The following is a 14,708-nucleotide window of genomic DNA, read 5'->3' as shown; positions in this document are numbered from 1 at the left end:
ACGCAGGCCGCTACCCAGATCAGCGTATGCGGCTAAGTGGATAGCGCGGGGGAATAAGCAGAGAGCGAAGGCGGAAAAGCAGATGCACGCAGGCGCGTGAGTTTAGAGCAGCAAGGACTCATCGATGGGATGAAAGCGGCTGGCGGCCTCCATCAGGGCTTTGGCGGTCAGCGATGGCACGCCATACGCCTCGGCCTCGACGGCGTATTTTTGTCTTATCTTGTCAAGCAAGAGGGCAAAATCACCATCGCCAGACAGCAGTATCACGCAATCCACCTCGGGCGCTGTCTCCAGCACATCTATGGTAATGCCCACATCCCAATCGCCCTTGGCCGAGCCATCGCTGCGCTGAATAAAGGGCTTAAGCTTAAGCTCAAAGCCGATATGCCTAAGGGCATCCTGAAACTTTAACTGGCCATCGTCGCCGCGATGAATGGCGTAAGCAGTAGCGCTGACTATCTGCCCCTCACTGCAGAGCTGCTGCCAGAGTTTGCGATAGTTAAACTGGCGCTGATACGCCTCACGGCAGGTGTAATAGATGTTTTGTACATCGACAAACAGGGCGATTTTTTTCACGGGCGATTCTTATAACAGGCCGATTCATATAAAAAAACGAGCAGGCTTTCAGCATTCGGCTGTCAGCGGCGAGACTCTGCGCACTGTAGCACAGTGCAAACGGCTATTGACGCTAACACTCAACGAACCGGGCTTTGGGGGAACTGCTGAGTTCACCACATCAGCCATGTATCTGCCTGTGAGTCCAACCAACTCAACTGAGCCGTTCTTTGGCAGCAGACAATAACAAACGATAAAACTGATTGGCCGCAGGCCCTGTCAGCTCCGCCTTGGGCAATGTCACATGCAGAGGTACCTGATATCTATCAGCATTGTCGATATTCAATACTTTCAGTGCACCATCATTATTCGCGTCGACCAGATGTTTGGGTAACCGGCAAAAACCCATACCTTTGACCACGGCGCGCAGCGCCTGATCAAAGTAATCCACGGTAATGCGTTGCCCTGACTTAAGCCAACCGACATTCTGCTCTTTGCCGGCACCAACCACTCCCCCCAGATCTCTGATGACAATCTGGCAGCTGGTGAGCAAATCAGCCATGACAAGACGTTCCTTCTCGGCCAATGGGTGCTCAGCCGAGACTACCGGAACCATAGTCGTCACCCCAAATGCTTCAGCGGGATAATTTGTCACCGGTAAGTTAATAATCGCAATATCCACTTGCCCTGCAGCAACAACATCCGCGGTCTTCGACAGAGAGGTCTCTACAACCTGAATGGATGTCGTGGCGTTTTGCGCCAAAAAAGCCGCCATGGGTTCGTAAAGCCAATCGGGGTTACAGAGGTGATCAATGCTGACAGTCAACTGAGACTCGATGCCAGCAGACAGCTGGGCGCTGACGACTTCCAATGCCTGAGCCTGCTCCAGCATAGGAGTGGCACGGCGTAACAACAGCCGCCCCTGCTCAGTCAGCACCGCCTTCCGTCCCTGCAATGCCAGTAACGGCACATTAAGCTGCTGCTCCAGCTTCTTTACCGCATAGATAAGGGTCGTATGGCTTTTATTGAGCTTGATGGCAGCAGCCTGAATACTGCCAGCGCGTTCAATCTCGGCCAGCGTCAGCCACTGTTCCAGTGTGGTTCTTAGTCTCATATAGTGCAAATTACTGACAGTTATTGGCGATATTATGAACTTTTATGTTCAATTTTTAAAGATAACATAGACGAGGTAAACCACTGAGCCAAGGCGCTGGTGGCAACAAATTTACGAGGAGAACCTATCGTGGCGAAATTACTGCAAGTAGACTTTAACTTTAGCGGCCCTTTTGGCGCCGAGATGGCGGCTAATCTGGTCGGCCTGGCTGAATCAATCAATGATGAACCCGGTATGATATGGAAGATATGGACCGAAAGTGAATCACAACAACTTGGTGGCGGCATCTATCTTTTTGAAGATGAAGCCTCAGCACAAGCCTATCTGGAGATGCACAGCAAACGACTAAAGGCGTTGGGAGTGGCAGAGGTTCGCGGCATCATCTTCGATATTAACCATGACTTAAGCAGGATAAATGCTGCTCCGGTTGAGCCAGCCAGGAGAAAAGTATGAACAACAAAACCTTTCTGTCGGTACATGCCATCATCTATGCCGTATTTGCGGTGGCTCTTTTTGTAGTGCCCGCCCAGTTGTGGCCGATATATGGAGTGCAGATCAATGACGAATACGCTTACTTTTTATCGCAACACACCAGTATTTTCCTGGGTGGTATTGCCATCATCAGTTGGTTAATGCGCGATACTCCGCAGGGTAAACCACTAAGCCAACTGATAAAAGGATTGCTGTTCACCAACCTGATTGGCGTTGCTATTACCACTTTTGCCGGGGTAACAGGTATTTTCACCGGCATGGGCTGGAGCGACCCCATCTTCTTCTCGGTGATGTCGGTTTTAAGCTGGATGCAACTGAAACGACAATAAGTTTCAGGGGGGGGCGACAGAAGATCAGGCAATCTCTGTCACCAAGATACGCTTTGGGAAGGTGCCCCCGTCCCCCGCTTTAAACCACAGGCCTCAACACTAGCGACAGCAGCCAGACCTAAACAAGTGGCCTGCCAAAAAACACTCAATTTCGCTGCTGCCAGCCTATTATTGAGGCGCGTCTTTATATTTTTCTGGCTAGTTTACCAAGCATTCATTCAGGTTAAATTTAATAACCCAAACAAAACGTTTTTATAATCACAATACTGACTAAAATAAACCCAACTGGATACACAAGGTGAATACATAACACCTTAATAGCACGATAAAGGTTCAATACGTGATATAGAGCCTGGCGAGCCACAGGTCATTACTAATTAAAAATTCAAAATCCGATACCATCAATGAATAACAACCTGATAAAGAACACAGAGAGAATGATTATCACATTGATAATACTTGATTTATTTCATTATATTCACTCTAAGCCAGCACAGATTAAACACCTGCAAGCTTGATAAATTAACAGCAGACACAGTACGAACCCAACACTTTAGCTAACGGGTTTGAGCACGCTAAAACTTAAAATAACCTTAAATAAAACTGCAGACATTTTAATATTCAGCGTCTTCTTATTAATGCGACTTTTATCACCATTGACATGAACTAACATGACGCTATGATGCCTGCCATTCGGTGTTCAAAATAGAGATGGAATAAATGAAAAAGTTATTCATTATGCTGGCGATGTTTTTTGCCGTCAGCCTGGTAACCAGCCCCATGGTGGAAGCCAAGAAATTCGGCAGCAATAAGTCTGCCGGTAAAACTCAGAAAACGGAACAGTCGCAGCCTGCGGCCACCAATACCACGGCGAGCAATACCACTGCAGCGCCTGCCACGGCAGCGCCTGTGGCTAAAAAAGGCATGATGGGTGGTATGCTAGGCGGCCTGCTGGCGGGTGGCTTACTGGCCGCACTCTTTATGGGTGAAGGTTTTGAAAACATCCAGATTATGGACATAGTGATCATCGCCTTGCTGGCCTTCGTGCTGTTTAAAGTCATCCGCATGCTGATGGCCTCCAAAGCACAGGCGCAGCCAAGACCGGCCTACTCAGGTGCAGGGCAAGCCAGCGCCGCGCCAGGCCAGAACCTTTATCGTCAGCAGTCTGAGGGCGCCGCCTTTGGAGGCCATGGCGGCAACAGCGGTTTTGCCCAGCCCCAGAGCACAGTGCCGTTTCACTTGCCACCGGGGTTCGATTTAGCCGCCTTTTTGGAAGGCGCCCGCGGCCACTACAAAACCCTGCAACAGGCCTGGAATGAGGGCGACCTGAACAAAATTCAGGAATACGTGTCGATTGAGCTGTTTAACGAACTCAGCCAGCAACGCCGTGAACTCGAGGGTGAGCAGCACACCGAAGTGATGTTCCTCGACGCCGAGCTGGTGCGTGCCACCTACAACAACGAGCTTGCCGAAGTAAGCGTAAAATTCAGCGGCCGCTACCGCGACGCCGTTGAGGGCATAGAAGAAGACATCAAGGAAGTCTGGCATCTGGAGCGTAACCTGCTACAAGCCAACGCCCCCTGGCTGATTGTGGGCATCCAGCAATAAAAGCGCGCATTAGCATGCTCTTTGCCACTCAGTAACACCAAGCAAAACCCCGGCACAGACCGGGGTTTTGTTTTTAAAGCCCAGAGCGCAGCACACCCAACGCCTCAATGACAAACACACCCATAATTAATAGGTCACAGTAAAGACTTCGGTGTCAGTATCGAATGTCAGCGCCCCTATCAGGCTGTCACCCAAACGCATATCCAGTTGCAGTGTACTCATGGCCTAGTACCACCCATCAGCGGCAACATCACCCTTATCAGGCTCAACCAGGCGCACACCCAGGCCATCCAAAATCTTGAACAGGGTAGAAATATACACATCCTCCCCTTTCTCAACCCGGATGAGCGTTTTCTTGGTGACCCCACACAAGAGCGCGGCGGTATCCTGCGTCAACCCCGCCTGCTTACGGCGCGACTTTACCAACTGCCCTATCGAGGTTTGGTTCAGTGGTGATGTCATTATTAGCCAACCTAAAAAGTGTACCTTGCTACACCTTACCGCTGAGATAAGCCAGCTTCAACAACAAAGTGTACTTATCTACACTTTTAATCCGAGTCACAGCCATCTACCACAAAAAGTGCAGCATCTTACACTTATTGATGCAGTTGGCAGCTATAACAGATAAAAGTGTAACTTTGTACACCTTAGCACACACCTTTAGCAGCTGAAGTCGAACTGAGTTCAATCTTCACGAACTGACAACTTCAACAGCTTCAAGGGCAGCCGGACCTCTATCAGCTTAGTGATTTACCGCCGCCAAGGCTTGCCTGTTAAAACACCATACTGTACGCTGGTTCCACTTTTTGATTGAAGTACTTTTGGCTGATAAGCGTTTGATTATCAAAGCCAAGCTTAAGCAGTTGCTGAATCATGGCGCAAGCCACACGGGCAGCGCAAAACAGCGCACAGCACTGCGGCACACAAAACAGCAGTACAAAAACAACAATACAAAAAACAACAATGTGGATCAGGGAAGAAACGCAACACCGTTAAGACGGCGCAGCAAGGATGGCTTTCACTCAAGTAACCCTCTTCGATTCCCCTCCAATTTGACGCTACCGGCATGGGTGCATTTTTTGACCTTAGCCAAGGTTTAGCCTTAGCCAAGCTGTTAGCTTTGATGTTGTTTTAAAATGATTTTTTGATGAAGGTGAGTTTCGCAGACGGAACGGGTGGTGAGATTGGAAGCCAAGCTGGGCTTGGCGAAAGAGTTGTGAGTTTCGCACTCTCGACTGTGTCAAACTTTGCTGATGCAGATCAGTTCTTCTTACCCTAAATGCCAGTTTACCCAGGATATCAAAGTAGAGTAGTGTGCGAGATTGATGTCATCTTGCAAAAATTTGCCCAAAAATAAATGAGAAAATGAGGAAAAAAGCAATATGGCAAGGATGTTTCCAGACTTTGGGCCAAAATTCAACGATAGTAAGTATGCCGAGCCTTTATTTTATAGAACATTAAAAAATGAGCTAGATGACAAATTTACTGTGATCCACTCTATACCTTGGCTTTCATCATTTGTATCAGGCTTACAAAACAAAAGAAGTCCAATTGGTGAAATAGACTTCCTAATATTACACCCTGTTCTTGGAGCTTTGGCAGTTGAAGTTAAAGGTGGAAAAATATCTCATGACCGCAATGGTTACTACTATACAAATACTGGCGATAGACTTGACCCAGTCTCTCAGCTAGATAGGAGTATGTTTGCTCTCCAAAGAATTCTAGAAAACAATGGAGTTAAGATAAAAATTGGAAGAGGTTTTTACTTTCCAGATTTAAAAATGAGCCCTTTCGAACTGCCGCCAGAGTTAGTTGACTATTCTTCTTTAGCGCCAAAAACCCTAACTATTGATATTAATGACTCAGTGGGAGAGAAAGTTCAAAAAATAATGAGGTATCATTTAGACGCATTTAGATCATCACCCATATCACCAGACCTAATTGATAAAATCTTAGAAATCATCTTGCCTAAATCAGACTATGGGGCTTGCTGGAGTTCAAGAATAAAAAATGACTCCAAAACATGGCTTAAGCTGACAGAGCAGCAAAAAGAGTGTGTTGAGATGGGGTTGCACAATAATCGGCTTTTACTAAATGGCTGGCCTGGAAGTGGGAAAACGATAATTCTTATTCAAATTGCCCGAATTTTGTCGAAGAACGTGCATGAATATAATCGCTTATTAATCCTCACATTCAATAAACTGTTAGCCAAAAAGCTGGAGGTTTTACTTAAAGACTTTCAGAACTGTGATGTCTATCATTTTCACAAGTTCTGTAAACTTCATACAATGGGCAATACCTCAGACAAAGATTGGCTAGATACTGGTGCATACCAAGATTTAGAGACTGCTATTGCTCTAGGAAAACTAGATCATTATGACTCACTTCTTGTTGATGAATCTCAGGTTATTAAAGAAAGGGGCTGGAATAGCCTAGTAAACGCATTTAATAACAAAAGAATCATTGCAATGTGTGATGTTTCACAAGCGTTTGAGTACGAAGAGCCAGTTAGTTTAGAGTTTTTAGAAAATGCTCTAGGTACAGACGCGATAACTCTTGCTACAAGCCTACGCGTTCCTAAAAAGGTCTGTAATAGAATGAAACTATTCAATAGACCTAAGTATATTGTTGAAAATCCTAGGGAGTTAGAAGATGACTCTCTAAATGAAATAATAGTAACCAAACAGGAAGAAGGGTTGAAACAGATCATAGCTTCGCTTACGGCGGAAGGGATTGATCACAAAGATATATGTGTTTTAACACCTCCAATGCTGAGAGTTCCTTCGGAGTTAGTCCCTCAAGCTATTAGCGTTGAAAACATTAGTCGCTTCAGAGGCTTAGAAAAACCCATTGTTATAATACTTCCAACTAATTCAATGTCTGATATTGAATATTTCTGTTCGTACTCTAGAGCAACAAGTAAATGCATAGTGATCTTGGAAGCATATTCATTGAAACATAATGGATACGGCACACTCGGATACGATATAGCCAAAAACGAATCAGAACGGATAGAGAATTTGCTCAAAATCGATTTGACATCAAACCTTCTAAGAAACATTAAACCTGATTTAGATTTAAAAGAAGTAAACTCCTCTTTGAATTTGTATTGGAGTAGAAAGTGGCGAGCCTATTTACTGCTGGGGTTAGATGAGGCTCTGAAGAACATATTGACAATTTGTTTTAAACTTTGTGAAGGCGGCCATGTATTTTCATATGGAGCGGAGAGTAGAGGTAGCTTAACATATATTTCGGATCTAAAAGTTGATCTTCTAGAGTACAACAATTTTGATTGCTCATATTTAAAACATTGTTCTAGTTGTAATACTTTAGTTCCTGAAAGGTTATGGATGGATTTGTGTAAAACGTCTTGTTTCTCGTGCCATCACAAAGAAAATGAGAGAGATTTCTTATTTGAACGGGATATCGATGAATTTACACACGCTTTTGGTTACTCACCAAATAATAATCTTGATGGGTTACCCTTAGTATTGAGCTTATTCAATCAGCTAAAACTAATAGACAGATCCGCTTTATCAAGGCTAATTAAAAAATCTAGCCGACTAATTAGTTGTTTGATAAGTATTCATGTATTGATTAGGTTAGAAGAATTCATATCAGAAAACATATTACTTATTGAAACTAACCCATTGCAAAAACAAATAAAAGAAGAAAATGAAATTTTCAGAAAAATTGAACTAATGAAGTGGAATGGTTATTTTCAAGATTGTTTATTGAAATTGGAGGGTGAAAACATTCTAGCAAAATCCAAAAAGGGTTTTCGAGGCGTAACCCCCGCCTTATTTCAAAAAACATAAATTCAAGCCACCGTGACATTTCCGATTATTTCGCGGGACAAATAGGTAGAGGTGATATTAAATAAAAACGACAAAGACGTCCTTATAGTTAATGTACGTTCCGAACAGCCACTTTGAGCGAGATAAAATTATGAAACCTTCTAACAAGATGTTTATTATAAGTGTTTGGATGTTTTCACTCTTCAAATAAATAGACCAGTTAGAGAAATCAATTGTAACTCATAATTTCAGCTAACGCCTTGTGACCATATTTCTTTTCCATCCTAGAAATAAATAATGGCTCAATGTTTTTTGCGTGCGATAAATAGCCTTGAAGCTTATGAATCTCATCACCATCCAACAATTTCAAGGTGAATTTATGAATCATTGATGAGTAGAACCTCTTTTTCTCTCGACCAATTGAAAGTTTATCCTCGGATGACAATACAACACCTGTAACAAGTCTTTTATTTTTCTTCGATGTATGTATCGTCTTAGCATCATTAATCTTTAATCTTCCACGATACATTGTTCTCAAAATTTCCTTTATAAAACCAGCCACTTGAGACAATTCATCAGATTTGCGTGTAGAAAAAAACAAGTCATCTGCATATCGACTATAAACAATATTTCTTGCCGCACAGAAGTCACTAACAAGAACATCAAACTGATACATGATAAAGTTTGAAACCAATGGTGAAGATGGCGCACCGATGCTTAAACTAAGTCCTGAAGCTCTCCTTTTTTTGTAAAACAAAATATTTTTTAGAAGATTCTTATCTTTCTCAGAATAACTTATATTATTATCTTCACAAGCATCAAAAAATATTTCCGGCGTAATGTTGTTGAAAAAATTTTCAAAATCCATCTTTAATAAATAATTATTCTTTAAATGCAAAGTAGCATTATCACGAATAGATATCCCTTTTCTATATGCAACTGCAGATGAGTGAATTGGGAATGTTTTTACCATACTTTCAACAAGCAATCTCTGAACATATTTTAACTGAGATGATGGATGTGCTATTTCTCTTAAATCAACACCATTTCTTTTTGGAATAAAGTATTTTTTATATCGGTGCGGGGCCGTTGATGCAAAATATAAAAGCTCGGCATCACTTAGTAATAGCTGATTTTTTAACATCTTAGTGATACAATCATCAATAACCATTGTTCACATCCTCGAAAATTTTAGATATCTGCTCTACCGCCATTTTCCTTCTATGAGCTAGTAAATCACCACCTAAATTTATTGACTCTAATACTTTAATTTTAATAGATGTTGAGTCTAGTCCACCATTACTCTTACTAAATGATATTGCTTTATTCTCTTTTACTTTCAACTTAGGATAAAAATATGTATTGGAACTAATGCCACAAGAATCTATGTAGTCCATTTCTTTTAGAAGATAAATCAACCTTTTTAAGGTTCCTTGTTTAACCTCATCTAATCCAAGCGATTTTAAAACCTTCTCAATTTCAAACTGTTGAATAGGGAAACAAAGTCTTATTAACTCAAAAATTAACAACGCCAAATGACCTGAATTATTGGCTTCAAACTTTCCAGTTTTATTTCCGCTATGTATTTTATTTAAGATAGTTTGACATACATCTTCCGCGTAATCGTCTTTATACAAGCAGCTTTTATCTTGAAAAGGATAGACTAAAACTGAGTCGTCCACCTTACTTTTTATAAATTCTAAAGGGCCAAGGTAAATAAAAGAATCTTGCTGCTCTACATGTTGTTGGGGTACTACAATTATGAGCTTATTAAAAAACTCAGGTTTTGCGCAGTACAAACCAAACTCAACTAATGACCCCGGAGCCTCCAAGAATATCAGGATCAATGTTGAAAGATTTGCAATATCTGCCTCGAATGTAAGCAAGTCACTATAATTATTTCTATAGTAGTTTTTGAACGCCTCGGCCATTATGAGACTATCATGAATTATCTTGAAATCTACTTTGGCTGCTGTATATTCAAATATCTTATGTCTAAATGACTTGCATGTAGTACTTTTTATATCAACTTCACCACCACAAACAAATATCCTAACAGCATTAAAGTTAACGATAAAATTTCTAATATCGCATCCACTAAAAATACTTAAGATTGTTTGTTCGTATGATTTACCCAAATCACATACCATTCGCAATCATTAGCAAAAACAATTCCCACCAAAGATACTAAGTTAAATCAGGTTCAGCGGAGTTTCGTGAATGGCGGTCGAGAAAAATACTCTTTCTCGACCGCCTATACTCTTTACTAAAGGAAGCGTTATAAAGAATTACGCCGATCTTGAGCACAAGCTCAGGATCGGCGTAATTCTTTATAACGCGGCCTAAGTGTGCTCAATAGTTAACAGTCTGGCTAATCGCCCGACTAGACTTTAGAAGTCCAGAAGCTAAAGAGTAACTCCATCGTAGATTTGCTTTCGAAATTTGTCAATTACTATATTTTATAGCTACTTAACCTAATCCTGAAGTGAGAGTCACGACACCCAAACCTCTTTTGCAACGCAATTGCTCTTCTCCCAAATTCCTTGGTCCGACTAAACCCCAGAAAGAGTTAGGACACCCACAACACTTATGTCGAGGAATACACCAATCCCGCTCGAAGCGGCCGCGGGGCCTAGGTGTCCATTGCGTGGCCGAGGCAGCGTCAGTCGAATCAGGGATGAGCGTCTGACGCGATAGCAAAAGGACGCCTGGAGCCCAAGGAGTCGTCCGCTTCGTCGCGGGTCGCTGGGGAATTGGATAAGGGCTCATGCTCGCCAGAGCGTCCATGCGCGCGAGCTAAGGATGGCGAGTTGGCTTTTTTGCATGGAGGCAATTGCAAGTCGATACTGCCTCCGCGTGGCGCGCAGAGCGCTTCGGCGCCAGCTAAGCGACAGAAACTATTCTGTCGCTTGCCTTACAGGCCGCTTCTGCCCTTTCCTCGGGTGTGGGGCGAAGCTCCACGACGTTAAGCCGCTGAAAGCGGCTCTCTATTCAACTGAGCCTGCAGCATGCAAAGTCTCACCTCCACCAAAGTCCGAAGCCATTCCAACCCCAACCCACTCCCCCGCCCCCGGCAGAAACCGCTGAAATGGAAAAGGCCCGCGTTCGATACGCGGGCCTTTTTCTGTAACGCGAATAAACAAAACCCAGTCGAAGCTGGGTTTTGTTGTGGTCTCAGAGAGACCAAGGCAACCGCCTTGATCAATCTGCGGCGGGGCAGATTACATCATGCCGCCCATACCGCCCATACCACCCATACCACCCATATCAGGGGCATCGGCCTTCGGCAGCTCGGCTACCATGGCTTCGGTGGTGATCATCAGACCTGCTACAGAGGCGGCGAACTGCAGTGCAGAGCGGGTTACCTTGGTTGGATCCAGGATACCCATTTCCAGCATGTCGCCGTAGCTGTCGTTACCGGCGTTGTAACCGAAGTTACCAGAGCCGTTCTTCACAGTATTGGCCACTACAGAGGCTTCTTCACCGGCGTTGGTGGCGATTTGGCGCAGTGGGGCTTCCATGGCGCGCAGGGCGATAACCACACCGTGCTTCTGATCTTCGTTGGCTACTTCAACGTCGCTAATCTTGGAAGCAACGCGTACCAGGGCTACACCGCCGCCAGGAACCACACCTTCTTCAACGGCGGCGCGGGTGGCGTGCAGGGCGTCTTCAACGCGGGCTTTCTTCTCTTTCATTTCCACTTCGGTGGCAGCGCCAACCTTGATAACGGCAACACCGCCAGCCAGCTTGGCCATACGCTCTTGCAGTTTTTCACGGTCGTAATCGGAAGAGGTTTCTTCGATTTGCTGTTTGATTTGGGTTACGCGAGCCTTGATCTGCTCTTCAGCACCGTTGCCATCGATGATGGTGGTGTTGTCTTTGGTGATCACTACGCGCTTGGCAGTACCCAGATCTTCCAGAGTGGCTTTTTCCAGCTCCAGGCCGATTTCTTCAGCGATAACAGTACCACCGGTGAGGATGGCGATATCCTGCAGCATGGCCTTGCGACGGTCACCAAAGCCTGGGGCTTTAACGGCAGCAACCTTCACGATACCGCGCATGTTGTTTACTACCAGAGTCGCCAGGGCTTCGCCTTCCACGTCTTCGGCAACGATCAGCAGTGGCTTGCCGGTCTTGGCCAGACCTTCGAGGATAGGCAGCAGTTCGCGGATGTTGGAGATCTTCTTGTCAACCAGCAGTACGAATGGGTTGTCCAGTTCAACAGCGCCGGTTTCTGGCTTGTTGATGAAGTAAGGAGACAGGTAGCCGCGGTCAAACTGCATACCTTCTACTACGTCCAGTTCGTTTTCCAGCGCCTGGCCTTCTTCAACTGTGATAACGCCTTCTTTGCCTACTTTTTCCATGGCGGTGGCAATGATGTCACCGATGGACTCGTCAGAGTTGGCAGAGATGGTACCTACCTGAGCAATGGCCTTGGAGTCGGCACATTCCTGAGACAGGGCTTTGAGTTCAACCACAGCGGCGGCAACGGCTTTGTCGATACCGCGCTTCAGATCCATAGGGTTCATGCCAGCGGCAACGGCCTTCAGACCTTCGTTAACAATGGCCTGTGCCAGTACGGTGGCGGTGGTGGTGCCGTCACCGGCAGCGTCGTTGGCCTTGGAAGCCACTTCCTTCACCATCTGGGCGCCCATGTTTTCGAACTTGTCTTCCAGTTCGATTTCTTTGGCTACAGATACACCGTCTTTGGTGATGAGCGGCGCGCCGAAGCTCTTTTCCAGAACCACGTTGCGGCCTTTAGGGCCCAGGGTAACTTTAACGGCGTTGGCCAGCACGTTTACACCAGCCAGCATTTTTACGCGGGCGTCATTACCAAATACTACTTCTTTAGCTGCCATGTTCGATTTCCTTTAAATATTTGCGTTAGACTGAAATTTCACAATTGGAGTGGATTATTCCACTACAGCCATCAGATCCATTTCGGACAGGATCAGTACTTCCTGACCGTCGATTTTTTCTTTCTTCACGCCGTAACCTTCGTTGAAGATCACCTGGTCACCAACTTTTACATCCAGTGGACGTACGGTGCCGTTCTCAAGGATCCGGCCATTGCCTACCGCCAGCACTTCGCCACGGGTAGACTTTTCAGCCGCGCTGCCGGTCAGCACAATGCCACCAGCTGAAGTGGATTCCACTTCCAGACGCTTAACGATTACGCGGTCATGTAATGGACGAATATTCATCTATGGATTCTCCTAAAGATTTTTTGCCCAGCAATGAGCGGTTTTTGAAGTCGCAGCGTGCCCAACGGGCTTGCCGCTCGATGAAGTCTATATGGGGACAGGGGCCAAGGGACTCAAGGGGGATTTACAAAATTTTTTGGATTTTTTTGGCCTGGCTTTTCGTTCGCCGTCATCATTCCTGTTAGAATCGCGCCTCGCACCGCAATAAGAGTATTTTGGCCCCCATGAAAGACAGACACGGCCTTTTAACAGCGCCGATTGGCTCTGTACTGTTAAAAATGACCCTGCCCAACATGCTGGGGATTTTGACCATTCTGGGGTTCAGTCTGGTCGACACTTTTTTTATCAGCCAGTTAGGCACCGAAGCCCTGGCAGCCATCAGCTTTACCTTTCCCGTTACCCTGGTGCTGTCCAGCATTGCGGTGGGCATAGGCGCCGGAGTCTCGACCAATCTTGGGCGCCTGATTGGCTCGGGCTGCGCCCCCGAGGCCAAGGTGTTTTTACACGATGCATTGCTGCTGACCTTTGCTCTGGTGGGCACCCTCGCCTCGCTGGGGCTGGTGTTTATCGACCCGCTGTTCAGTCTGCTGGGGGCCAACGACAAGAGCCTGCCACTCATTCATGAATACATGCTGGTGTGGTATCTGGGCTGCCCGCTGCTGGTGCTGTTAATGGTGGGTAATCAGGGGCTTCGCGCCACCGGTGACACCAAGTCACCGGCGAAAATCATGGCGCTGGCGGCCATTATCAACCTTATTCTCGACCCCTTGCTGATTTTTGGCATTGGCCCTTTCCCACGGCTCGAAATCGAAGGCGCCGCCATTGCCAGCGTGATTTCCTGGGTGGTGGCCATGTCGCTCTCGGGTTATCTGCTTATCGTTAAGCGGCGGATGCTGACCCTCACCGAAGTGGTGTGGTCGCGGCTTAGGGATAACTGGAAACGGCTGGCACACATTGCCCAGCCAGCGGCGCTGATGAACCTGATGAACCCTATCGCCAATGCGGTGATCATGGCTATGCTGGCCCGTATCGACCACGGCGCCGTGGCGGCCTTCGGTGCCGGAACCCGGCTCGAGTCTGTGCTGCTCATTGTGGTGATGGCGCTGTCATCGAGTCTGATGCCCTTTGTGGCGCAAAACCTGGGGGCCGGTCAGCCACAGCGGGCGCGTGAGGCGCTGATGATGTCGCTGCGCTTTGTGCTCTTGTTCCAGTTCCTGTTGTATATACCACTGGCGCTGCTGGCAGGCCCTATTGCCGGGCTCTTCAGTGACGACCCGCAGGTAGTGGAATGGCTGACCTTCTACATTATCGCCCTGCCCGCCGCCTATGGCCCGCTGGGGGTGGTGATCATTGTTGCCACTTCATTCAATGCCTTCCACAGACCCATGGCATCGCTGATTATCAATGTGTGCCGCCTGTTTTTGCTGATGCTGCCGCTGTGCGCTCTTGGCTCTTTCCTTTACGGCGTAAAAGGCCTGATGCTGGCACTGCCGGTAACCAACGCCCTGATGGGCATTGCCTGTTATTTGCTGGCAGGCCGGGTGACAGAGCCAGAGAGCGCCGCTAAAGCAGCTTGAGGCAGTGTTAGCACGACCAACAAAAAAGGACG

The 14,708-nt window shown here is 46.1% G+C and carries 13 protein-coding genes; 6 read left to right on the top strand and 7 right to left on the bottom strand.

Going from position 1 to position 14,708, the window contains the following annotated elements; translation table 11 throughout:
* Positions 1-102 precede the first annotated feature (102 nt).
* Together MJ923_RS01120 and MJ923_RS01115 are read right to left on the bottom strand one after the other, a co-directional pair.
* On the bottom strand, positions 103-576 hold the full coding sequence (locus tag MJ923_RS01120; RefSeq protein WP_240589540.1) for a LabA-like NYN domain-containing protein: 474 nt from the start codon (positions 574-576) through the stop codon (positions 103-105).
* Between the two features lie 193 nt (positions 577-769).
* Positions 770-1,669, bottom strand: coding sequence for a LysR family transcriptional regulator (locus MJ923_RS01115; RefSeq protein WP_240589539.1), 900 nt, complete (start codon positions 1,667-1,669; stop codon positions 770-772).
* Positions 1,670-1,798: 129 nt separating this feature from the next.
* On the opposite strand from MJ923_RS01115, the gene MJ923_RS01110 reads away from it, so the two are divergent.
* The 3 genes from MJ923_RS01110 (at position 1,799) to MJ923_RS01100 (ending at position 4,098) form a co-directional block, all read left to right on the top strand.
* A complete protein-coding gene (locus MJ923_RS01110) occupies positions 1,799-2,122 on the top strand; it encodes a monooxygenase (protein WP_338092207.1) in 324 nt (107 codons plus the stop codon).
* Positions 2,119-2,490 carry a hypothetical protein gene (locus MJ923_RS01105; protein ID WP_240589538.1) on the top strand — a complete coding sequence of 124 codons (372 nt, stop codon included), beginning with the start codon at positions 2,119-2,121 and terminating at the stop codon, positions 2,488-2,490. Before MJ923_RS01110 ends, MJ923_RS01105 begins: the two co-directional genes overlap by 4 nt.
* A gap of 720 nt (positions 2,491-3,210) precedes the next feature.
* A complete protein-coding gene (locus tag MJ923_RS01100; protein ID WP_240589537.1) occupies positions 3,211-4,098 on the top strand; it encodes a Tim44 domain-containing protein in 888 nt (295 codons plus the stop codon).
* Positions 4,099-4,323: 225 nt separating this feature from the next.
* Here the strand turns inward: MJ923_RS01100 and MJ923_RS01095 are convergent, their stop codons facing one another.
* Positions 4,324-4,560 (bottom strand): helix-turn-helix domain-containing protein, encoded by a 237-nt coding sequence (locus MJ923_RS01095; RefSeq protein WP_240589536.1) that lies wholly within the window; start codon positions 4,558-4,560, stop codon positions 4,324-4,326.
* Positions 4,561-4,904: 344 nt separating this feature from the next.
* Here MJ923_RS01095 and MJ923_RS01090 point away from each other — a divergent pair, with 344 nt between their 5' ends.
* Together MJ923_RS01090 and MJ923_RS01085 are read left to right on the top strand one after the other, a co-directional pair.
* Entirely contained in the window at positions 4,905-5,198 is a 294-nt protein-coding gene (locus tag MJ923_RS01090) for a hypothetical protein (RefSeq protein WP_240589535.1), read from the top strand.
* A 282-nt stretch (positions 5,199-5,480) separates the two neighbouring features.
* A complete protein-coding gene (locus tag MJ923_RS01085) occupies positions 5,481-7,916 on the top strand; it encodes a nuclease-related domain-containing DEAD/DEAH box helicase (RefSeq protein ID WP_240589534.1) in 2,436 nt (811 codons plus the stop codon).
* Between the two features lie 208 nt (positions 7,917-8,124).
* On the opposite strand, the gene MJ923_RS01080 is transcribed toward MJ923_RS01085, so the two are convergent.
* The 4 genes from MJ923_RS01080 to MJ923_RS01065 all read right to left on the bottom strand — a co-directional run bounded on the left by MJ923_RS01080 (position 8,125) and on the right by MJ923_RS01065 (position 13,099).
* On the bottom strand, positions 8,125-9,066 hold the full coding sequence (locus MJ923_RS01080) for a retron St85 family RNA-directed DNA polymerase (RefSeq protein WP_240589533.1): 942 nt from the start codon (positions 9,064-9,066) through the stop codon (positions 8,125-8,127).
* On the bottom strand, positions 9,056-10,033 hold the full coding sequence (locus MJ923_RS01075) for a retron St85 family effector protein (protein ID WP_240589532.1): 978 nt from the start codon (positions 10,031-10,033) through the stop codon (positions 9,056-9,058). The genes MJ923_RS01080 and MJ923_RS01075 overlap by 11 nt, the downstream gene beginning before the upstream one ends.
* Before the next feature lie 1,083 nt (positions 10,034-11,116).
* Positions 11,117-12,754 carry a chaperonin GroEL gene (gene groL, locus MJ923_RS01070; protein WP_240589531.1) on the bottom strand — a complete coding sequence of 546 codons (1,638 nt, stop codon included), beginning with the start codon at positions 12,752-12,754 and terminating at the stop codon, positions 11,117-11,119.
* Positions 12,755-12,808: 54 nt separating this feature from the next.
* Positions 12,809-13,099 carry a co-chaperone GroES gene (locus MJ923_RS01065; protein ID WP_126165692.1) on the bottom strand — a complete coding sequence of 97 codons (291 nt, stop codon included), beginning with the start codon at positions 13,097-13,099 and terminating at the stop codon, positions 12,809-12,811.
* A gap of 224 nt (positions 13,100-13,323) precedes the next feature.
* On the opposite strand from MJ923_RS01065, the gene MJ923_RS01060 reads away from it, so the two are divergent.
* Positions 13,324-14,676: an MATE family efflux transporter gene (locus MJ923_RS01060; protein ID WP_240589530.1), complete on the top strand. Its 1,353-nt coding sequence runs from the start codon at positions 13,324-13,326 to the stop codon at positions 14,674-14,676.
* The last annotated feature ends 32 nt before the right edge of the window (positions 14,677-14,708 follow it).

This window comes from Shewanella zhuhaiensis, assembly GCF_022484835.1.
Taxonomy (GTDB): domain Bacteria; phylum Pseudomonadota; class Gammaproteobacteria; order Enterobacterales; family Shewanellaceae; genus Shewanella; species Shewanella khirikhana.
This window is presented reverse-complemented; position numbering and strand designations above follow the sequence as displayed.

Bases quoted from the DNA above. Each gene is read 5' to 3' on its own strand.
- groL (WP_240589531.1), bottom strand. From the start codon at position 12,754: ATGGCAGCTAAAGAAGTAGTATTTGGTAATGACGCCCGCGTAAAAATG.
- MJ923_RS01100 (WP_240589537.1), top strand. From the start codon at position 3,211: ATGAAAAAGTTATTCATTATGCTGGCGATGTTTTTTGCCGTCAGCCTG.
- MJ923_RS01115 (WP_240589539.1), bottom strand. From the start codon at position 1,669: ATGAGACTAAGAACCACACTGGAACAGTGGCTGACGCTGGCCGAGATT.
- MJ923_RS01085 (WP_240589534.1), top strand. From the start codon at position 5,481: ATGGCAAGGATGTTTCCAGACTTTGGGCCAAAATTCAACGATAGTAAG.
- MJ923_RS01105 (WP_240589538.1), top strand. From the start codon at position 2,119: ATGAACAACAAAACCTTTCTGTCGGTACATGCCATCATCTATGCCGTA.
- MJ923_RS01065 (WP_126165692.1), bottom strand. From the start codon at position 13,099: ATGAATATTCGTCCATTACATGACCGCGTAATCGTTAAGCGTCTGGAA.
- MJ923_RS01080 (WP_240589533.1), bottom strand. From the start codon at position 9,066: ATGGTTATTGATGATTGTATCACTAAGATGTTAAAAAATCAGCTATTA.
- MJ923_RS01095 (WP_240589536.1), bottom strand. From the start codon at position 4,560: ATGACATCACCACTGAACCAAACCTCGATAGGGCAGTTGGTAAAGTCG.
- MJ923_RS01060 (WP_240589530.1), top strand. From the start codon at position 13,324: ATGAAAGACAGACACGGCCTTTTAACAGCGCCGATTGGCTCTGTACTG.